The organism is Streptomyces sp. NPDC057445 (genome assembly GCF_042802855.1).
Taxonomy (GTDB): domain Bacteria; phylum Actinomycetota; class Actinomycetes; order Streptomycetales; family Streptomycetaceae; genus Streptomyces.
The window spans coordinates 16,342-35,721 of sequence record NZ_JBHVDH010000035.1 but is presented as its reverse complement, the minus strand read 5'-3'; the positions used below and the strand labels follow the sequence as shown (position 1 = coordinate 35,721).

The following is a 19,380-nucleotide window of genomic DNA, read 5'->3' as shown; positions in this document are numbered from 1 at the left end:
CTCCGAAGGCGCACGGCAGAGACGGGGCAGTGATGCGCACAACTCGGACAATCTCATCTGGTCGTAAGCGCGGGGCCGCAAGGACCGCCAAGACCTCCAGGGCCGCCACGGCGCTCGTCGCCCTGAGCGTCCTGGCACTCACCGGCTGCGGCGGCGACAACGACGGCGGCAGCGGCACACCGGACAGGGCGACCGGAAGCGACTCCGCACCGTCCGTCCGGCTGCCCAAGCTGAACGGCGAGAAGATCGAGGTCGCGGCCGTCTGGACAGGGCCTGAGCAGGAGAACTTCACCAAGGTCCTGAAGGAGTTCGAGAAGCGCACCGGCGCCACTGTCACCTTCGTCCCCGCACAGGACCCGATCGTCAACTTCCTCGGCACGAAGATCGCCGGTGGCAGCCCGCCCGATGTCGCGATGCTGCCCCAGGTGGGCGCGATCCAGCAGGCCGTGGCACAGAAGTGGGCCAAGCCCGCCGGACCGGAGGCCAGGGCCGAGCTCGCGAAGAACTACGCCAAGGGCTGGCAGGACCTCGGATCGGTCGACGGCACCGCCTACGGGGTCTACTTCAAGGCCGCCAACAAGTCCCTCATCTGGTACAACAACGCCGTCTTCGAGAACGCGGGCGCCACCGAGCCCAAGACCTGGAAGGACTTCCTGACGACGGCCGAGACGATCTCCGCATCCGGCGTCACTCCGGTGTCGGTCGGCGGCGCGGACGGCTGGACGCTCACGGACTGGTTCGAGAACGTCTATCTGTCCCAGGCGGGGCCCGAGAAGTACGACCAGCTGGCAAAGCACGAGATCAAGTGGACCGATCCCTCCGTCAAGCAGGCGCTGACGAGCCTCGCGGAACTGTTCGGCAAGCCCTCCCTGATCGCGGGCGGCGCGGACGGGGCGCTGCAGACCGAGTTCCCCAAGTCCGTCACGCAGACCTTCACCGGCGGTGACCAGCCCAAGGCCGCGATGGTTTTCGAGGGCGACTTCGTGACGATCAACATCGCGGGGACAGAGGCCAAGATCGGTACGGACGCCAAGGTGTTCCCCTTCCCCGCGGTCGGCGCCCAGCCGCCGGTGGTGACCGGCGGCGACGCGGCCGTCGCCCTCAAGGACTCCAAGGGCGCGCAGGCACTGCTGACGTTCCTGGCCTCGCCCGACGCCGCGAAGATCTGGGCGGAGTCCGGCGGATTCATCTCCCCCAACAAGTCCCTGGACGTGTCCGCGTATCCGAACGACGTCCAGCGGGACATCGCGAAGGCGCTGATCGCCGCGGGCGACGACTTCCGGTTCGACATGTCGGACCAGATGCCGCAGTCGTTCGGCGGTACGCCCGGCAAGGGTGAGTGGAAGGCGCTGCAGGACTTCCTGAAGAACCCGAAGGACATCGCGGGCACGCAGGCGCGGCTGGAGGCCGACGCGGCCAAGGCGTACAAGAGCTGATGCCGTGATGAAGGCCCCCGGAGCGTCCAACGGAGCGCCCGCCGGCGTGGCGGAGGGTCCGGCGCCCTCCGCCCCTGGTGGCGTACGCAAGAGCGTGACCGGCACCCGCCGGTTCGTCGCCGTGGGCTTTCTGCTGCCCGCCCTCGTGCTGCTCGGCGCGCTCGTGGTCTACCCCATCGGGTATTCGGTGTACCGGTCGTTCTTCGACAAGTCCGGCAGTTCCTTCGCCGGGCTGGACAACTACGTCGAGATCTTCACCGACGACACCATCCTCACCGCCGTCAAGAACAACGCGATCTGGGTGGTCTTCGCGCCTGCCGTCGCCACCGCCCTCGGTCTGATCTTCGCCGTGCTCACCGAACGGGTCCGCTGGGGCACGGCGTTCAAACTCATCGTCTTCATGCCCATGGCGATCTCGATGCTCGCCGCGGGCATCATCTTCCGGCTGGTCTACGAGCAGGACCCCGAGCGCGGCGTCGCCAACGCGGTCTGGGTGGGCGTCCACGACACCTTCGCCGAGTCGGCCGGCTTCCCCACGGCGCATCCGCTCCCCGTCCATCCGCTCGAGGCGGCCGGCGGCGGAGCGTTCATCACCAAGGAGCCGGTCCACGCGGGTACCGCCGTACAGCTGCCCCTGGTCGGGGTGGCGCCCGCGAAGATGCCGGGCGACGCGAAGCCCGCGAAGGCCCCCGCGACCGGGTCCGACAGGATCACGGGTACCGCCTGGCTGGACTTCACCCGGGGCGGCGGCGGAAAGCCCAACGCCATCGACGCCACGGAACTGGGCCTCAAGGGGATCAAGGTCGAGGCGGTGAAGGACGGCAAGGTCGTCGCCACCGCCACGGCCGCCGCGGACGGCACGTTCTCGCTGCCCGCCGTGGCGGACGGCGCCCGGCTCCGGCTGCCGGAGAGCAACTTCCGCGAGCCGTACAACGGAGTCGACTGGCTCGGCCCCTCGCTCGTGACCCCGGCCATCATCGGGTCCTACGTCTGGATGTGGGCGGGCTTCGCGATGGTGCTGATCGCCGCGGGGCTGGCAGCCGTGCCGCGCGAGCTGCTGGAGGCCGCCCGGGTGGACGGCGCCAACGAGTGGCAGGTCTTCCGGAAGGTGACCGTCCCGCTCCTCGCGCCGGTCCTGGCGGTCGTCCTGGTGACGCTCATGATCAATGTCCTGAAGATCTTCGACCTGGTCTTCATCATCGCGCCGGGCTCGGCACAGGACGACGCGAATGTGCTGGCGCTCCAGCTCTACCGCTCGTCGTTCGGCACCGACGCCCACCTGGGCGTGGGTAGCGCCATCGCCGTCCTCCTGCTGCTTCTGGTGATTCCGGTGATGCTCTTCAACGTCCGGCGGATGCGAAGGGAAACACGCCGATGAGCAGCGACAGCGCCGTCAGGGCGAAGAAGTCGTTCGCCTCGCGTTCCGCCGCCCGGGCCGGCGGCGGGGCCATGCGGGTCTTCCTCGTCCTTGTCGGGCTCTTCTGGCTGCTGCCGGCCATCGGGCTGCTGCTGTCCTCCCTCCGCTCACCCGCCGACATCAACGCCAGTGGCTGGTGGGAGGTCTTCACCGCGCCCGCCCAGATCACGACGGAGAACTACTCCCGGCTGCTGCAGAACGAGACCATCACGGACTCGCTCCTCTCCACGGTCCTGATCACCGTTCCGGCCACGGTCCTGGTGGTGGTGATCGGCTCGCTCGCGGGGTACGCGTTCGCCTGGATGGAGTTCCCGGGACGTGACTGGTGGTTCCTGGTCGTCGTCGGACTGCTCGTCGTCCCGGTCCAGGTCGCTCTCGTGCCCGTCTCGAAGCTGTTCGGCGCGGTCGGGATCTTCGAGACCACGGCAGGAGTCGTGATCTTCCATGTCGCCTTCGGCCTCCCCTTCGCGATCTTCCTCCTGAGGAACTTCTTCGCGGAGATCCCGAGAGAACTGCTCGAGGCCGCCCGCCTCGACGGGGCGGGCGAGATCAGGCTGTTCACCAAGGTGGTACTGCCGCTCGGCGGGCCTGCGATCGCCTCGCTCGGGATCTTCCAGTTCCTCTGGGTCTGGAACGACATGCTGGTCGCGCTGATCTTCGCGGACTCCGAGTCGCCGCCGATCACGGTGGCGCTGCAGCAGCAGGTACGGCAGTTCGGAAACAACATCGACGTCCTGGCGCCCGGCGCGTTCGTCTCGATGGTGATTCCGCTCGCCGTGTTCTTCGCGTTCCAGCGGCAGTTCGTGTCGGGTGTCATGGCGGGAGCGGTCAAGTAGGGCAACGCGCGGACGCCCACCTCGTCGCCACCGTCGGCGGCGCGGACCCGGCCGGTGGCGGGGCCCGCGTCCGCTCCACCCAAGGGCCCTGCCCTTGGGGAAGTTGCGGGTCGCGTGAAGATTGACGTCGGGGTCCGGCCGGAGTTACGGGGCCGCCGCGCCCAGGTGGCCTGCTCCTGAGCCGCGGACGTCAGCTCCGCGTGAGCGCCGCCACCGCCGACGCCGCCAGGTCGTCCAGATACCCCTTCGGCAGGTCGCTGCGCACGACCACCAGCCGCCAGTAGAGCGGCCCGACGATCAGGTCGAGCGCACGGTCCGGGTCGGCCGAACCGGGCAGCTCGCCCCGCGCGACCGCGTCGCGCACCACCAGCGCGGCAACGCCCTGCTGACTGTCGAGCAGGGCCGCCTTGATCGCGTCGGAGATCTCCGGGTGGCGGGCGGCCTCGACCAGCAGGTCGGGGATGACCTGGGACGCCACCGGATGGCGCAGGGCGTGCGAGGCGACTTCGAGGAGCGCGCGGACGTCCCCGTACAGCGAACCGGTCGCCGGGGCGGGCAGCCCTTTCGCGGCGAAGGCCGATACCAGGTCCAGAACGAGCGACAGCTTGGACTTCCACCGCCGGTAGACGGCGGTCTTGCCCACACCCGCCCGTCGCGCGATGCCCTCGATCGACATCCGGGCGAAGCCGACCGCGGCCAGTTCCTCGAAGACGGCGGCGCGGATGGCTTCTGTGACGTCCTCCCGGAGCACTGCGGCTCCCGCGGGGGCGCGTCGTGGGGTTCCCGGGTCCCTGGTCATGTCCAGGAGCATACCCGTGACGACGAGACGGTTGCGTTGCGACGTAGATCCGCCCTACTCTCGCCGTAGCGACGATACGGGTCCGTCCCGTCGCCTGCGACCTCCTGCCCTCCGGCGAAAGCGACGAGTGTGAGCAGTCAGACGATCACCAGGCCGGCACCACCGGCGGAAAGCCTTGCCGAGCTCGCCACTCGTCACGGCCTGACCGTCAGCGGTGCCCGCCCTTCGCTCGGCGAGTACGTCCGCCAGTTGTGGTCGCGCAGGCACTTCATCACCGCGTTCGCGACCGCCCGGCTCACCGCGCAGTACAGCCAGGCGAAGCTCGGCCAGGTCTGGCTGCTGATGACCCCGCTGCTCAACGCGGCGGTCTACTACCTGATCTTCGGGCTGCTGCTCGAGACCAGCCATCACGTCCCCGACTTCGTGCCGTTCCTGGTCACCGGTGTCTTCATCTGGACCTTCACGTCCAACTCGATCATGGCCGGGACCAGGGCCGTCTCCGGCAACATCGGGCTCGTCCGGGCCCTGCACTTCCCACGCGCCGCGCTCCCCGTGGCACTCGCCCTCCAGCAGCTGCAGCAACTGCTCTTCTCCCTGGGCGCGCTGGCCGCGATCCTGATGTGCTTCGGTCAGTTCCCGAGCGCGTCCTGGCTGCTGGCGGTTCCGGCCCTGCTGCTCCAGGCCGTCTTCAACACCGGCCTGTCGATGGCCGTTGCCCGCGTCGCCGCCCGCACCCCCGACATCGCCCAGCTGATGCCGTTCCTGCTGCGGACGTGGATGTACGCGTCCGGGGTGATGTTCAGCCTCTCGGCACACCTCAAGGGCATGCCGCACGCGGTCGCCGTGGCCCTTCAGTGCAACCCCGCCGCCGTCTACATCGACCTCATGCGCTTCGCGCTCATAGACAGCTTCACCTCGACCCAGCTGCCGCCCCATGTGTGGGCGGTCGCCCTCGGCTGGGCCGTGCTCTTCGGAGCGGGCGGATTCCTGTACTTCTGGAAGGCTGAGGAGCAGTACGGACGTGGCTGAGCAGACCCCCACCGTCGTCGTCGACGGCGTCCACATCACCTACCAGGTCAACGGCGCGAAGACCGGCCGTGGCGCCGCCACCGCCGCACTGAGCCGGATCCTGTCCCGCAAGACGGACAAGGGCGGCGGCGGCCGTGAGGTCCATGCCGTCAAGGGCGTCAGCTTCGCCGCGTACAAGGGCGAGGCGATCGGACTGATCGGCTCGAACGGCTCGGGCAAGTCCACGCTGCTGAAGGCGATCGCGGGCCTGCTCCCCACCGCCAAGGGCAGGATCTACACCCAGGGCCAGCCGTCCCTCCTCGGCGTGAACGCCGCCCTCATGGGCGATCTGACCGGCGAGCGCAATGTGATCCTGGGCGGACTGGCGATGGGCATGACCCGCGACGAGGTCCACGACCGCTACCAGGAGATCGTCGACTTCTCCGGCATCAACGAGAAGGACGACTTCATCTCGCTGCCGATGCGCACGTACTCCTCCGGCATGGGGGCCAGGCTCCGCTTCTCCATCGCCGCCGCGAAGAGCCATGACGTCCTGCTCATCGACGAGGCACTGGCGACCGGCGACGCCAGGTTCCAGCGGCGCAGCCAGGAGCGGATCACCGAGCTGCGCGAGGAGGCGGGCACGGTCTTCCTGGTCAGCCACAGCAATTCGACCATCACGCAGACCTGCGACCGCGCGATCTGGCTGGAGTCCGGGACACTGCGGATGGACGGCCCCGCCAAGGAGGTCGTCGCGGCGTACGAGGCCTTCACCAAGGCCAAATAACGGCAATTCACCGCACAGCGGACTAGGGTGCGGGGCGATGACGACCCAGCAGGCCCCCACCCGCGTCCCCGTGCACCACCACCGGCAGCTTCCGCGGGTCCGTCCGGCACTCGGCGGGCTCCGTCCCGCCCTCGCCGCCGTCTGGGTCGCGACCCCTCGGAATGCTCGTACTCCTCGTGCGCGACGACCTCGGGGTCGGCGGGGTCGCCCGCGAGGTGCACGTCCTCTACGCCCGCTGGTACGAGGTACTCGCCCGGGGGTCGTTCCCACGGGACGACGTCACATGGCAGTACCCGCCCGGCGCGGGGGCGGTGTTCCTCTCGCCGGCCCTCCTGCCCTGGCTCAGCTACTTCGAGGCCTTCGTCGCACTGACCCTCCTCGCCGACGCGGCCGTCACGCTCGCGCTCGCGCGCGCTGGCCGGACCGGCGCCTGGCTCTGGACCGGCGGCCTGCCCCTGCTGCTGCACATTCCGCTCGCCCGGTACGACGTCCAGGTCACCGCGCCGGCCGTACTCGCCCTGCTCGCCGTGCGGCACCGGCGCCCCCGTACGGCCGGCGTGCTCGCAGGGCTCGGCGCCATGGTCAAGGTGTGGCCCGCGCTGACGCTGCTGGGCACACCCCGGGGCCCCGCCACCCGCGCCGCATGGACCTCGGCGGCGGCATCGGCCGCCGCCCTCCTCGCCGTCCTGGTCCTCGGGTTCTCGCACACCCTGGACTTCCTGCGGCAGCAGGGCGGCCGCGGCCTGCAGATCGAATCCCTGGGCGGCACGGCGCTGCACCTGGCGGGGCTGACGGGCCGCCCGGTCACGGTCGCCTACCGCTACGGCGCCTTCGAGTTCGTCGGCCCGTACGTGACGGGCCTGGCACGGCTCTCCCTCCTGCTGAGCGCCGCCGCGTTCTGCTGGCTGCTGTTCTGGCGCGTACGCGCGCGGCGCTGGACCACCGCGACTCCCTTCGACGCCGCGCTCTGCGCCGTACTGCTCTTCACCGTCACGAGCCGCGTCATCAGCCCGCAGTACCTGATCTGGCTGCTCGGCCTGGCCGCGGTCTGCCTCACCTCCCGCCACACCACCCAGCGCCCGGTCGCGCTGTTGCTGCTGCCCGCCACCGCGCTGAGCTCGCTCGCCTATCCGGTGCTGTACGAGGACGTCCTCGCGGGCACCCCGCTGGGCTGTCTGCTCATGGTCGTACGGAACGCTCTGCTGCTCGCCGCGGCTCTGCTGTCGGCACGCCGGCTGTGGACGGCCGCAGAAGCGGGGCGCGACGGCCGGCGGAAACCGGCCGGCGCGAGAACGACGTCATGACCGCGGCGGTACGACAGGCAGCATGCCGAAGGGGGCGCCCACCGACACGGCGGGCGCCCCCTTCACTCATCCACTCAGGTGTGCGCGCGCAGCAGCTGCCGCATCGTCCGCATCGCCACCGACAGGTTCGCCAGGTCGAACGTGTCCGAGCCCTGGATCTCCTCCAGCGTCGAACGCGCCCGTCCCAGGATCGCCGCGTTCTTCTGCTCCCACGCCTTGAAGCGCTGCTCCGGCGTCGAGGCGCCGTTGCCGACGGCGAGCACATCGGCGGTGAGCATGGCGTGCGCCGCGTACAGGTCCTCGCGGATGGAGGCGCGGGCCATGGACTGCCAGCGGTCGGCCCGCGGCAGCTCGATGATCCGGTCCATCAGCTCGGTGATCCGCAGCCGGTCGGCCAGGTCGTAGTAGATCTCGGCGACGGCCAGCGGGTCCTTGCCGGTGCGGTCGGCGATCGCGACGATGTCGAGCGTCGGGAAGGCGGACGAGAAGCCGGCGACACGCATGGCCAGACCCTCCGGAACGCCCGCGGCCATGAACTCCTCGAGGAGCCCCTGGTACCACTCCAGGTCGGCACCGCGCAGCATCTTCGGCAGCTCGGCCCAGACCCGCTCGACGCCCGTCGCGAAGAACTCAATCGTCTCCGTCAGCTCCAGCGGCTGCGGCCGGTTGCCGAGCAGCCAGCGCGTGCCGCGCTCGACGAGACGGCGCGAGTGCAGCCGCATCCGGGTCTGGACATCGGCCGAGACCTCGTTGTCGAGCGCCTCGACGGCGTCCCACACCTCGCCGAGACCGAAGATCGCGCGGGCGGCGGTCTGGGCCCGGACGATCTCCTCGATCGATGCGCCCGTCTCCTCGCGAAGCCGGTGCAGGAACGTCGAACCACCCGTGTTGACGGTGTCGTTGACCAGGACCGTGGTGACGATCTCACGGCGCAGCGCGTGGGTGTCGACCGCCTCGGGGAACTTCTCCCGCAGCGGCTTCGGGAAGTACGCGTGCAGCAGACCGCGCAGATACACGTCGTCCGGCAGCGAGGTTCCGATCAGCTCCTCAGCCACCGTGATCTTGGTGTAGGCGAGCAGAACGGCCAGTTCGGGCTGCGACAGGCCCTGCTTGTTGTTGAGCAGCTCGCGGATCTGCCGGTCGTTCGGCAGGAACTCCAGCGACCGGTCCAGCGCGCCCTCCCTGCCCAGCCTGCGCATGAAGCGCTGGTGGGCGTGCAGGAGGCTCGGCGACTGGGCGACGGCGTTGGCCAGTGCCACGTTCTGCGCGTAGTTGTTGCGCAGCACCAGCTTGCCGACCTCGTCGGTCATCTCGGCGAGGAGCTTGTTGCGCTGCTTGACGGTCATGTCGCCCTCCGCGACGAGCCCGTTCAGCAGGATCTTGATGTTCACCTCGTGGTCGGAGGTGTCCACACCCGCGCTGTTGTCGATGGCGTCGGTGTTGATCCTGCCGCCGCCCCGGGCGAACTCGATGCGGCCCAGCTGGGTCAGGCCGAGGTTGCCGCCCTCACCGACGACATTGGCCCGCAGCTCGTTGCCGTTGACGCGGATGGCGTCGTTGGCCTTGTCGCCGACGTCGGCGTTGGACTCGGTGGAGGCCTTGACGTACGTGCCGATGCCACCGTTCCACAGCAGGTCCACCGGCGCCTGGAGGATCGCCTTCATCAGCTCGGCCGGGGTGAGCTTGGTGACGCCCTCCTCGATGCCGAGGGCCTCGCGCACATGCGCGTTGACGGGGATCGACTTGGCGGTACGGGGGTGGACACCACCGCCCGACGACAGCAGTTCCTTGTTGTAGTCGGCCCAGGACGAACGGGGCAGCTCGAAGAGGCGGCGGCGCTCGGCGTAGGAGACGGCGCTGTCCGGATTCGGGTCGATGAAGATGTGGCGGTGGTCGAAGGCCGCGACGAGCCGGATGTGCTCGGAGAGCAGCATGCCGTTGCCGAACACGTCGCCGGACATGTCGCCGACGCCGACGACCGTGAAGTCCTCGGTCTGGGTGTCGTGGCCGAGCTCGCGGAAGTGCCGCTTGACGGACTCCCACGCGCCGCGTGCCGTGATGCCCATGCCCTTGTGGTCGTAGCCCGCGGAGCCACCGGAGGCGAAGGCGTCGCCGAGCCAGAAGTTGTACGCGACGGCGACCTCGTTGGCGATGTCCGAGAACGTCGCGGTGCCCTTGTCGGCGGCGACGACCAAGTACGTGTCGTCGCCGTCGTGGCGCACCACGTCGAACGGCGGTACGACCTCGCCGGCCACCATGTTGTCGGTGATGTCGAGGAGCGCGGAGATGAAGGTCTTGTAGCAGGCGATGCCCTCGGCGAGCCAGGCGTCGCGGTCCACGGACGGGTCCGGGAGGTGCTTGGCGACGAAGCCGCCCTTGGCGCCGACGGGCACGATGACGGTGTTCTTCACCATCTGCGCCTTGACCAGGCCGAGGATCTCCGTACGGAAGTCCTCACGGCGGTCGGACCAGCGCAGACCGCCGCGCGCGACCTTGCCGAAGCGCAGGTGCACGCCCTCGACCCGGGGCGAGTACACCCAGATCTCGTAGGCAGGGCGGGGCGCCGGCAGATCCGGGATGGCCTTCGGGTCGAACTTCATCGACACATAGCCGTGCCACTCGCCGCCCGCCGCCTCCTGGAAGAAGTTGGTGCGCAGCGTCGCCTTGATGACGGTCAGGAAGGAACGGAGGATCCGGTCCTCGTCGAGGGAGGCGACCTGGTCGAGCGCGGCGTCCAGCTCCTCCATGAGCGCGTCGGTCAGCTCGGAGCCGGCGCGCTGGCGGTCCGGGGCCATGCGGGCCTCGAAGAGGTTGATCAGCAGCCGCGTGGTGTGGACGTTGTTGAGGAGGGTGTCCTCCATGTAGTCCTGGCTGAAGGTCGAACCGGCCTGCCGCAGGTACTTGGCGTACGCGCGCAGCACCACGGCCTCGCGCCAGGTGAGTCCGGCGCTCAGCACGAGCGAGTTGAACCTGTCGTTCTCCGCCGCGCCGGTCCACACGGCGGAGAATGCGTCCTGGAACCGCTCACGGGCGTCGTCGCCGATGTAGTCGCCGCCGTTGCCGCCGGCGGTGGGCATGCGCAGACCGAAGTCGTAGACCCACGCGTGCGTACGGTCCGTGCAGCGCAGCTCGTACGGACGCTCGTCGATGACCTCGACACCGAGGCGGTTCAGCACCGGGAGCACGGCGGAGAGGGAGACCTGCTCGCCGATCCGGTAGATCTTGAAGCGGCGCTCGCCGGGCGCGGCACCCACCGGCTCGTAGAGGGAGAGCGAGAAGTCCTTGCCGGAGCTGGTGAGCTGCTCGAGGTGGGCCAGGTCGGCGACGGCGGCGCGCGGCGAGTGGTCGGCCTTGTAGCCCTCGGGGAAGCCGCTGGAGTACTTCCGCAGCAGCTCGGCCGCACGCTCCTCGCCGGTGTCTGCGTTGAGTGCCTCGGCGAAGCCGTCGTCCCAGGAACGGGCGGCCTCGACGAGCCGGGCCTCGATACGGTCCTTGTCGGCTTCGGTGAGGTGGGACAGCTCGGCGCCGGGCGCGACGCGCACGACGAAGTGCAGCCGGGTGAGCACCGACTCCGTGCTCATGAGGGTGAAGTCGACGCTGGTGCCGCCGAGCTCCTCCTTGAGGATGCCGGTCAGCCGCTCGCGGACGGTCGTGTTGAAGCGGTCACGCGGCAGGTAGACGAGGGCCGAGTAGTAGCGGCCGTACTCCTCCTGGCGCAGGTACAGCCGCAGCCGGCGGCGCTCCTGGAGGTAGAGGACGCTGGTGACGATCTCGCGCAGCTGGTCCGGCGGGGTCTGGAACAGCTCGTCGCGGGGGTACGTCTCCAGGATCTGCAGCAGATCGCGGCCGTCGTGGCTGTTCGGTGAGAAGCCGGCCTGGTCGAGGACCTCGGTGACCTTGCGCCGGATGACCGGGACGCGACGCACCGACTCGGTGTAGGCGGCGGAGGAGAACAGGCCCAGGAAGCGCCGCTCACCGATGACGTTGCCCTCGGCGTCGAACTTCTTCACTCCGACGTAGTCGAGGTAGGAGGGGCGGTGGACGGTCGCGCGGCTGTTGGCCTTGGTGAGGATCAGCAGCTTGTGCTCGCGGGCCTTGGCCCGGGCGTCGGCAGGCAGCCGGTTGAACGAGGGGCTGACCGGGTGGCCGTGTGCGTCGTCGCCGCTGTGGTGCGGGTCGGAGCGGAGGATGCCGAGACCGGTGCCGGGGACGGCGGACAGCGCGTCGCCGTCGACCAGGGTGTACTCACGGAAGCCGAGGAAGGTGAAGTGGTCGTCGGCGAGCCAGCGGAGCAACTCGCGGGCCTCGTCCACGTCCTCGCCGCGGATGTCGTCCGCGGTGGGCTCGGCGGGCAGTTCCTCGGCCATGCGCAGCGCGGCGTCGCGCATCTTCTCCCAGTCCTCGACGGCCTCGCGGACGTCGGACAGGACACGCAGCAGGTCGGAGGTGATCTGCTTCAGATCGGCGCGGTCGGTCTCGCGGTCGGTCTCGACATGGATCCAGGACTCGGTGAAGGCGTCGTGCGGCAGCGCGGCGCCGTTCGGCTCCTTGCCGAGCACCTCGATGAGCTTGCCCGTGACGTCACGGCGGACGACGACCTGCGGGTGGATCACCACATGGATGCCGCGGCCCTGGCGGGTGAGCTCGTTGGTGACCGAGTCGACCAGGAAGGGCATGTCGTCGGTGACGACCTCGACGACGGAGTGGCTGGACATCCAGCCGTTCTCCTCGACGGTCGGGGTGTGCACCCGGACGTTGGCCGTGCCCTGCGGGCGGTTCCCCGCCAGCCGGTAGTGCGAGAGAGCTGCGCCGAAGACGTCGACGGGGTCGCGGTCGGTGAGGTCCTCGGGGGCGGTGTGCAGGTAGTAGCGCTGGAGATATGCGCGGAGGGTGTCCTGGTCAGGACGCTCCCCGCCGTCGGACCCAGTCGGAAGTTGCCCCCCGCCCGGGCTGTGCTCAGCTACCCGGGCGGCCCTCTCGAGCAGCTCGGCCTTGGCTTCGTCCAGCTTGGTCTGCATGTCCTCTGGCTCCTGTCGCGCGCCGTTGCGTGACGTAGGTGAAAAAGATGGCACAACGCCACGACGCGGGGTGTCCGGTCGGTGTCGACGCTATGCCGTGGTAAGAGATGCCCGGGCCGCAATCGGCCAATTCCCGCAGCGGGCCCGGGGGGCGATGCGGGGCGGCGCGCCGCCGCGGCCCGCAGGGAAGATCAGCTCGCACCCGGCCGCTGTGGCGTCCCGGGCGCGGGCCGGGGGCTTCACTGCCCCCACGGCATATCGCGCTGATCACGGGTCAAGGCTATCGCCCCGCACCCCGGCCCCGTCATGAGCCGTATGTGTACAAAAGCGGGGCCGGAAGTTTGACACTCTGGACAGCGACACATGACCTCTTGGCAAATCGGTGCCGGGCGAGGCAGGTTTGCCCCGTGGGGCGAAGACCGGCATTCACCCACAAGCGCCGTCAAGTGAGCTCAAGCGCCGGAAAACGGCATCACACGGCATCAAACGACGGCACATCGACAGATCGACACCGGGGAGCAGTAGCCATGACTGTGAAGATCCTGATCGTCACCGGCGACGCGGCCGAGTCCCTCGAAGTCATGTATCCGTACCAGCGGCTCCGCGAGGAGGGGTACGAGGTCCACATCGCCGCCCCCACGCGCAAGAAGCTGCAGTTCGTGGTGCACGACTTCGAGCCGGGCTTCGACACGTACACGGAGAAGCCGGGCTACACCTGGCCCGCCGACCTGGCCTTCTCGGAGGTCGACCCGGGCGAGTACGCCGCGATCGTCATCCCGGGCGGCCGGGCGCCCGAGTACCTCCGCAACGACCCGGAACTCCGGAAGATCCTCAAGTCCTTCTTCGACGCGGACAAGCCCGTGGCCCAGATCTGCCACGGCCCCCTCCTGACGGCCGCGATCGGCAGCCTCACGGGGCGAAGGGTCACGGCCTACCCGGCCCTCGAACTCGACATGCAGGCCGCCGGCGCCTCGTTCCGTGACGCGGAAGCGGTCGTCGACGGCACCCTGGTCTCCTCCCGCGCGTGGCCGGACCACCCGGCCTGGATGCGTGAGTTCCTCAAGGTGCTGCGGACGAAGGCCCCGCTGAGCTGATCCGGGGCGGGGGCGCCCCGCGCCCCCGTCTCCCCGCCGTGTCGCCCAGGGCAGGCCCTGAGCCACCGCAGGGAGCTACGCGGCCAGCTCCTCCGCGACCGTCACCGCTTCCGCGAGGGTGTCCACCACCGGAACGCCCGCCGACTCCAGGCTGGCCCTGCTGTGCGACCCCCCGGTGTAGAGCACGGCTTTCGCCCCCACATGCGCCGCCGCCACCGCGTCGTCCACCGCGTCACCGATCACCACGATGCGCTCCGGCGGCACGTCTTCCAGCGCGGAGAGATGGCGCACCATGTGCTCCGTCTTGCCCACGTGCGAGCCCCCGATGCGGCCGTCGACCCGAAGGAATCGCTCCTCGATGCCGTGCCGCCGGACGATCGGCACCAGCTGCTCATGCGGTGCCAGCGACAGCAGGGACTGTGTACGCCCCGAGGACTGCCGCTCGATGAGCAGCTCCGCGGCGCCCGCCGTGAGCACACAGGTCTCCGCGCGCTGCCAGTAGTGCTTGTGGAAGACGGCGTCCATCACCACCCACTCCTCGTCCGAGGGCATCCGGCCCATGAGCCGCTCGTAGAAGAGCGGCACCGGCACGCAGTACAGGTCCCGGTACCTCTCGAGGGTGATCGGCTCCAGGCCTATCTCTGCGAAGGACGCGTTCGTCGCCTCGATGACCGCGTGGATGTCGTCGAGCAGCGTCCCGTTCCAGTCCCAGACCAGATGCGCGGCGCGCTTTCCCGCGCCCGTGTACTTCCCCATGCCGGGAAACGGTACCGCCCGGGTACGACAGCCAGCCGTCACGAGAGCGAACGGGTGGTCAGTCGATGAGCCCGGCGATCTCCTGGACCCCGAACCACAGCAGCTCATGATCCTCCGCACCGTCCACGATGAACTGCGCGTCGTCGTCCCCGTGATCCGCCGCGCCCAGCGCGTCCGCGGCGGCGGACACATCGGCATGGGCCTCGTCGGCGTCCACGTGCACCGATGCCGCCTTGGCCAGCGGCACCGCAGAGGCGATCCGCACCTCGCCGAGCGAGGCGGCCCCGAGCCCCTGGCCGGGATCGGCGACCGCGGCCCCGTCCGGCACGTCGACGGCGACGACGACCCGCCGCCTGGCCGCTTCCGGGTCCCCGGCGAGCAGCCGGAGCGATCCCGCCGCGGCCCTGCTCAGCGCGGCGTACTCGAGCTCCTCGATGTCGTCGGACACGTACCACTCGCGCAGCGCGGGCGTCACGGCATACGCGGTGAGCGGCCCGGGGCCCAGCTCGCCCGCCTTGTACGCCTCTGCGAGACCGGAAAGGGTCAGGGGTACATAGACGCGCATGGCTGGTCGCTTTCGTCGTCGGGTGAGCACTTAAGGATACGTGCGGAGTACCCCATCAGGCTGCCCCCGCAGGCCCTTTCGGGCGGCGTTCCGGCGCGCCTGCGACCACGACGTTCCCAGGTCACCCGAGGCCTCCGGTCACCCGGATAGGTGATTTCCGGTGGCCACCCCCGGCGGCCCGGCCGCCGTTGCGACCCCTGCGCCCCTGCCGTACAAGATCCGCACCGGAAGTTACTTGTGGGTACTGAAAGGGGCGACAGCCATGGACCACACCCCGGCACGCACACGCACGAAGCCCGGCGGGCGCCACGACAGCCGCGGTCCGGGCCGCGCACCGCGCCCGGCCGTACCGCCCGCCGGCGGCAGGTCCCGCCTTCCCCGCTACTGGTTCGCCGAGCGCCTTGTCTCGGTCCTCAGCGGCACGCGACCGGTCCACTGGATGCTCGGCCACACCGTCGGAGACGCCTACGAGCACCTGATCCGCCTCGCCCCGGGCGCGCCCCTGGCCGCGAACGGTCCCCGGCCGGTGGTCCGCCACTGCGACGAGTACGTCCCCCGGCCCGGAGTCATCGAGGCCTTCGCCCGTATCGGCGCCGGTGAGCGCGTCCACGCGATGGCCTTCCGGCTCGAACAGGGCGCCGACCTGCGCTGGCGGTGCGCGGCTGTGGAACTCGGCGGCGAACGCATCGCGGTGAACGCGTGACGCCACGCGGCTTGCCCGCTGGGCGGGCGGTGCGGGTGTGCTGCGCGGTGCCGGGTGTGGTTGTCGGGGTTGGCCGGTGCGGGTGCGCTGCGCTGCGCGGTGCGGGTGCGGGTGTCGTGGTGGGCCGGAGCCGTGACTGCGGCCGGGGTGTCCGTCCTCAAGCGCCGGACGGGCTCAATGCGGGGGCTGTCGTTTGGGGTGGGGCGGGGCCCCTCCGGGCTCGACTCCTCGGGGACGGCGGCGTACCGCCGACCTCGTAGGCAGCCAGTAGTCCCGCCGTCCCCTGCGGGGCCGACCCTGCACGGCCCCGCCCCGGCAGCGTTGCCGACTGCTCCCCGGAGGGGGGCACAGACACGCGACCACGGCGACCGGCCCCCACCCCCGGGCCCGAGGGGGGCCGTGGAGGGGTCGTGTCCGGGACACCAAAGCGTGATTTGTGGCGCGGCGCGGGCGTCGCCATCGAGGTGCCGGTCAGCGCGCCGTAAATCATGCCGTCCCGGATGCGAGCCCCGGAACGGCCCCCAACGCCCACCACCCGGTACCGGCCGACCCCGACAACCCAGCCCGTTGGGGGTCCCCCCGGACGAAGTCTGGGGGAGATTGAGGACGGACCCCCCGGCCGCAGTCACGGCACAGGCCAACCACGACAACCACACCCGGCACCGCGCAGCGACCCGCACCGGCCAACCACGACAACCACACCCCGCACCGCCCGCGCACACGGACCCACAGAAACGGCCGTGGCCCGGACACCCCTGTGTCCGGCCCACGGCCGTATGCTCCGCTCCGCCCGCCGCGGCGGGCTGCTGCCTACTTCTTGCGGCGACGCCCACCCGCGCTCTTCTGCGCCTTGCGGCGCTCCGCGCGGGTCATCCCGTCCGACTCGGACCGCGCCGGTCCCTCGCCGTTCGCGAAGTCGCCTTCCACGACACCGCCCTCACCGTCGACCGTCGGCGCGGAGAAGTGCAGCCGGTCCGGGCGCTGCGGCGCGTCCAGTCCCTTGGCCCGGATCTCCGGACGGCCCGCACCGGCAGGCACAGCGTCCTCCTTGGACAGGGAGGTCTTCTCGGCCACGTCCTGGACCGGGATCTCCTCGACCTGCTGCTCGACCTGGACCTCCAGGTTGAACAGATAGCCGACGGACTCCTCCTTGATGCCCTCCATCATCGCGGTGAACATGTCGAAGCCCTCGCGCTGGTACTCGACCAGCGGGTCCTTCTGGGCCATCGCCCGCAGGCCGATGCCCTCCTGGAGGTAGTCCATCTCGTACAGGTGCTCGCGCCACTTGCGGTCGAGGACGGACAGCACCACACGGCGCTCCAGCTCACGCATGATGTCCGAGCCGAGCTGCTTCTCCCGCTCGTCGTACTGCTCGTGGACGTCGTCCTTGATGGTCTCCGCGATGAACTCCGCGGTGATCCCCACGCGGTCGCCGGCCGCGTCCTCCAGCTCCTCGATCGTCGCCTTCACCGGGTAGAGCTGCTTGAAGGCGCCCCACAGCCGGTCCAGGTCCCACTCCTCGGCGAAGCCCTCGGCGGTCTCGGCCTGGATGTAGGCGTCGATCGTGTCGTCCATGAAGTGGCGGATCTGCTCGTGCAGGTCCTCGCCCTCCAGGACGCGGCGGCGCTCGGCATAGATGACCTTGCGCTGGCGGTTGAGCACGTCGTCGTACTTCAGGACGTTCTTCCGCGTCTCGAAGTTCTGCTGCTCGACCTGCGACTGGGCGGACGCGATCGCGCGCGTCACCATCTTGTTCTCGATCGGCACATCGTCCGGGACGTTGGCCATGGCCATGACGCGCTCGACCATCTGCGCCTTGAACAGGCGCATCAGGTCGTCGCCGAGCGACAGGTAGAAGCGGGACTCACCCGGGTCGCCCTGACGGCCGGAGCGACCACGCAGCTGGTTGTCGATACGCCGCGACTCGTGCCGCTCCGTGCCCAGCACATAGAGGCCGCCGAGCGCCTTGACCTCCTCGAACTCCGCCTTGACGGCCTGCTCGGCCTTCTCCAGGGCGGAGGGGAGCGCCGCGGCCCACTCCTCGACGTGCTCGACCGGGTCCAGGCCACGCTGGCGCAGCTCCGCCTCGGCGAGGTCGTCCGGGTTGCCGCCGAGCTTGATGTCGGTACCACGGCCGGCCATGTTCGTGGCGACCGTGACCGCGCCCTTGCGGCCGGCCTGGGCGACGATGATCGCCTCACGGTCGTGCTGCTTGGCGTTGAGCACCTCGTGCTGGATGCCCCGCTTGCTCAGCTGCTGCGAGAGGTACTCGGACTTCTCGACCGACGTCGTACCGACGAGGATCGGCTGGCCCTTCTCGTGCTTCTCCGCGATGTCGTCGACGACGGCCTCGAACTTGGCGACCTCGGTCCGGTAGATCAGGTCCGACTGGTCCTTGCGGACCATCGGCCTGTTCGTCGGGATCGGGACGACGCCGAGCTTGTAGATCTGGTGGAACTCGGCGGCCTCGGTCATGGCCGTACCGGTCATTCCGGACAGCTTGCCGTAGAGAAGGAAGAAGTTCTGGAGGGTGATCGTGGCGAGCGTCTGGTTCTCGTCCTTGATGTCCACCCCTTCCTTCGCCTCGATCGCCTGGTGCATGCCCTCGTTGTAGCGGCGGCCGGCGAGGATACGGCCGGTGTGCTCGTCGACGATCATGACTTCGCCGTCGATGACGACGTAGTCCTTGTCCTTCTTGAAGAGTTCCTTGGCCTTGATGGCGTTGTTCAGGTAGCCCACGAGCGGGGTGTTCACCGACTCGTAGAGGTTGTCGATGCCCAGCCAGTCCTCGACCTTGGAGACGCCGCTCTCATGGATGGCGACGGTCCGCTTCTTCTCGTCGACCTCGTAGTCGCCGGTCTCCTCGATGCCCTTCAGCGGATTGCCGGGCTCACCCTTGGTGAGGCGCGTCACCAGCTTGGCGAAGTCGCCGTACCACTTGGTCGCCTGGTCGGCGGGACCGGAGATGATCAGTGGCGTACGGGCCTCGTCGACCAGGATGGAGTCGACCTCGTCGACGATGGCGAAGTTGTGACCGCGCTGGACGAGCTCGTCCTGGGACCAGGCCATGTTGTCGCGCAGATAGTCGAAGCCGAACTCGTTGTTCGTGCCGTACGTGATGTCGCAGGCGTACTGCTCGCGGCGCTGCGCGGGCGACATGTTGGCCAGGATGCAGCCGACGTCCAGACCGAGGAACTTGTGAACCCGGCCCATCATCTCCGAGTCACGCTCGGCCAGGTAGTCGTTGACCGTGATCAGGTGGACGCCCTTGCCGGAAAGCGCGTTGAGGTACGCCGGGAGCGTGCCGACGAGGGTCTTGCCCTCACCGGTCTTCATCTCGGCCACATAGCCGAGGTGCAGCGCGGCCCCGCCCATGAGCTGGACGTCGTAGTGCCGCTGGCCGAGGACACGCTTGGCGGCCTCGCGGACGGTCGCGAAGGCCTCGGGGAGCAGGTCGTCCAGACTCTCGCCGTTGGCGTAGCGCTCCTTGTACTCATCGGTGAGCGCCCGCAACTCGGCGTCGGAGAGGTTGACGAAGTCCTCTTCGATGGAGTTGACCTGGTCCGCGATGCGTTGCAGTTTGCGCAGGATCTTGCCTTCGCCTGCACGCATGAGCTTGTTGAAGACGGACACTGAGGCGGGTCTCCTTGCCGGTCG

Annotated in this window: 13 protein-coding genes; 8 read left to right on the top strand and 5 right to left on the bottom strand. The window is 69.5% G+C overall.

Annotation, left to right across the window (positions count from 1 at the left end):
* Positions 1 to 32 precede the first annotated feature (32 nt).
* From ACFU5O_RS35880 to ACFU5O_RS35870, 3 genes are read left to right on the top strand one after another with little or no spacing between them, the layout of a single operon-like run.
* The gene (locus ACFU5O_RS35880; protein WP_384246836.1) at positions 33 to 1,436 is read left to right on the top strand and encodes an ABC transporter substrate-binding protein; all 1,404 of its coding nucleotides are present in this window, start codon (positions 33 to 35) and stop codon (positions 1,434 to 1,436) included.
* A gap of 7 nt (positions 1,437 to 1,443) precedes the next feature.
* Positions 1,444 to 2,814 (top strand): carbohydrate ABC transporter permease, encoded by a 1,371-nt coding sequence (locus ACFU5O_RS35875; protein WP_384246833.1) that lies wholly within the window; start codon positions 1,444 to 1,446, stop codon positions 2,812 to 2,814.
* The gene (locus ACFU5O_RS35870) at positions 2,811 to 3,689 is read left to right on the top strand and encodes a carbohydrate ABC transporter permease (RefSeq protein ID WP_384246831.1); all 879 of its coding nucleotides are present in this window, start codon (positions 2,811 to 2,813) and stop codon (positions 3,687 to 3,689) included. The genes ACFU5O_RS35875 and ACFU5O_RS35870 overlap by 4 nt, the downstream gene beginning before the upstream one ends.
* Before the next feature lie 190 nt (positions 3,690 to 3,879).
* Here the strand turns inward: ACFU5O_RS35870 and ACFU5O_RS35865 are convergent, their stop codons facing one another.
* Entirely contained in the window at positions 3,880 to 4,488 is a 609-nt protein-coding gene (locus ACFU5O_RS35865; protein ID WP_384246829.1) for a TetR/AcrR family transcriptional regulator, read from the bottom strand.
* Positions 4,489 to 4,617: 129 nt separating this feature from the next.
* On the opposite strand from ACFU5O_RS35865, the gene ACFU5O_RS35860 reads away from it, so the two are divergent.
* The 3 genes from ACFU5O_RS35860 to ACFU5O_RS35850 all read left to right on the top strand — a co-directional run bounded on the left by ACFU5O_RS35860 (position 4,618) and on the right by ACFU5O_RS35850 (position 7,587).
* Positions 4,618 to 5,517 carry an ABC transporter permease gene (locus ACFU5O_RS35860; RefSeq protein WP_384246826.1) on the top strand — a complete coding sequence of 300 codons (900 nt, stop codon included), beginning with the start codon at positions 4,618 to 4,620 and terminating at the stop codon, positions 5,515 to 5,517.
* A complete protein-coding gene (locus tag ACFU5O_RS35855) occupies positions 5,510 to 6,283 on the top strand; it encodes an ABC transporter ATP-binding protein (RefSeq protein ID WP_384246823.1) in 774 nt (257 codons plus the stop codon). Before ACFU5O_RS35860 ends, ACFU5O_RS35855 begins: the two co-directional genes overlap by 8 nt.
* A 176-nt stretch (positions 6,284 to 6,459) precedes the next feature.
* Positions 6,460 to 7,587 (top strand): glycosyltransferase 87 family protein, encoded by a 1,128-nt coding sequence (locus tag ACFU5O_RS35850; RefSeq protein ID WP_384246820.1) that lies wholly within the window; start codon positions 6,460 to 6,462, stop codon positions 7,585 to 7,587.
* A gap of 74 nt (positions 7,588 to 7,661) precedes the next feature.
* On the opposite strand, the gene ACFU5O_RS35845 is transcribed toward ACFU5O_RS35850, so the two are convergent.
* A complete protein-coding gene (locus ACFU5O_RS35845) occupies positions 7,662 to 12,605 on the bottom strand; it encodes an NAD-glutamate dehydrogenase (RefSeq protein ID WP_384246818.1) in 4,944 nt (1,647 codons plus the stop codon).
* Positions 12,606 to 13,132: 527 nt separating this feature from the next.
* On the opposite strand from ACFU5O_RS35845, the gene ACFU5O_RS35840 reads away from it, so the two are divergent.
* Positions 13,133 to 13,699, top strand: a complete 567-nt coding sequence (locus tag ACFU5O_RS35840; protein WP_384246815.1) for a DJ-1/PfpI family protein — start codon at positions 13,133 to 13,135, stop codon at positions 13,697 to 13,699.
* 75 nt (positions 13,700 to 13,774) lie between these two features.
* On the opposite strand, the gene ACFU5O_RS35835 is transcribed toward ACFU5O_RS35840, so the two are convergent.
* Both ACFU5O_RS35835 and ACFU5O_RS35830 read right to left on the bottom strand, forming a co-directional pair.
* A complete protein-coding gene (locus tag ACFU5O_RS35835) occupies positions 13,775 to 14,455 on the bottom strand; it encodes an HAD family hydrolase (RefSeq protein WP_384246813.1) in 681 nt (226 codons plus the stop codon).
* Positions 14,456 to 14,513: 58 nt separating this feature from the next.
* A complete protein-coding gene (locus tag ACFU5O_RS35830; protein WP_384246812.1) occupies positions 14,514 to 15,020 on the bottom strand; it encodes a DUF6912 family protein in 507 nt (168 codons plus the stop codon).
* 262 nt (positions 15,021 to 15,282) lie between these two features.
* On the opposite strand from ACFU5O_RS35830, the gene ACFU5O_RS35825 reads away from it, so the two are divergent.
* Positions 15,283 to 15,723, top strand: a complete 441-nt coding sequence (locus ACFU5O_RS35825) for an Rv3235 family protein (protein WP_384246811.1) — start codon at positions 15,283 to 15,285, stop codon at positions 15,721 to 15,723.
* Between the two features lie 810 nt (positions 15,724 to 16,533).
* On the opposite strand, the gene secA is transcribed toward ACFU5O_RS35825, so the two are convergent.
* Positions 16,534 to 19,356: a preprotein translocase subunit SecA gene (gene secA / locus ACFU5O_RS35820; protein WP_384246810.1), complete on the bottom strand. Its 2,823-nt coding sequence runs from the start codon at positions 19,354 to 19,356 to the stop codon at positions 16,534 to 16,536.
* Positions 19,357 to 19,380 lie beyond the last annotated feature (24 nt).

Coding starts and splice junctions, on each gene's coding strand:
- ACFU5O_RS35880 (WP_384246836.1), top strand. CDS start 33: ATGCGCACAACTCGGACAATCTCATCTGGTCGTAAGCGCGGGGCCGCA.
- ACFU5O_RS35875 (WP_384246833.1), top strand. CDS start 1,444: ATGAAGGCCCCCGGAGCGTCCAACGGAGCGCCCGCCGGCGTGGCGGAG.
- ACFU5O_RS35870 (WP_384246831.1), top strand. CDS start 2,811: ATGAGCAGCGACAGCGCCGTCAGGGCGAAGAAGTCGTTCGCCTCGCGT.
- ACFU5O_RS35865 (WP_384246829.1), bottom strand. CDS start 4,488: ATGACCAGGGACCCGGGAACCCCACGACGCGCCCCCGCGGGAGCCGCA.
- ACFU5O_RS35845 (WP_384246818.1), bottom strand. CDS start 12,605: ATGCAGACCAAGCTGGACGAAGCCAAGGCCGAGCTGCTCGAGAGGGCC.
- ACFU5O_RS35840 (WP_384246815.1), top strand. CDS start 13,133: ATGACTGTGAAGATCCTGATCGTCACCGGCGACGCGGCCGAGTCCCTC.
- ACFU5O_RS35835 (WP_384246813.1), bottom strand. CDS start 14,455: ATGGGGAAGTACACGGGCGCGGGAAAGCGCGCCGCGCATCTGGTCTGG.
- ACFU5O_RS35830 (WP_384246812.1), bottom strand. CDS start 15,020: ATGCGCGTCTATGTACCCCTGACCCTTTCCGGTCTCGCAGAGGCGTAC.
- ACFU5O_RS35825 (WP_384246811.1), top strand. CDS start 15,283: ATGGACCACACCCCGGCACGCACACGCACGAAGCCCGGCGGGCGCCAC.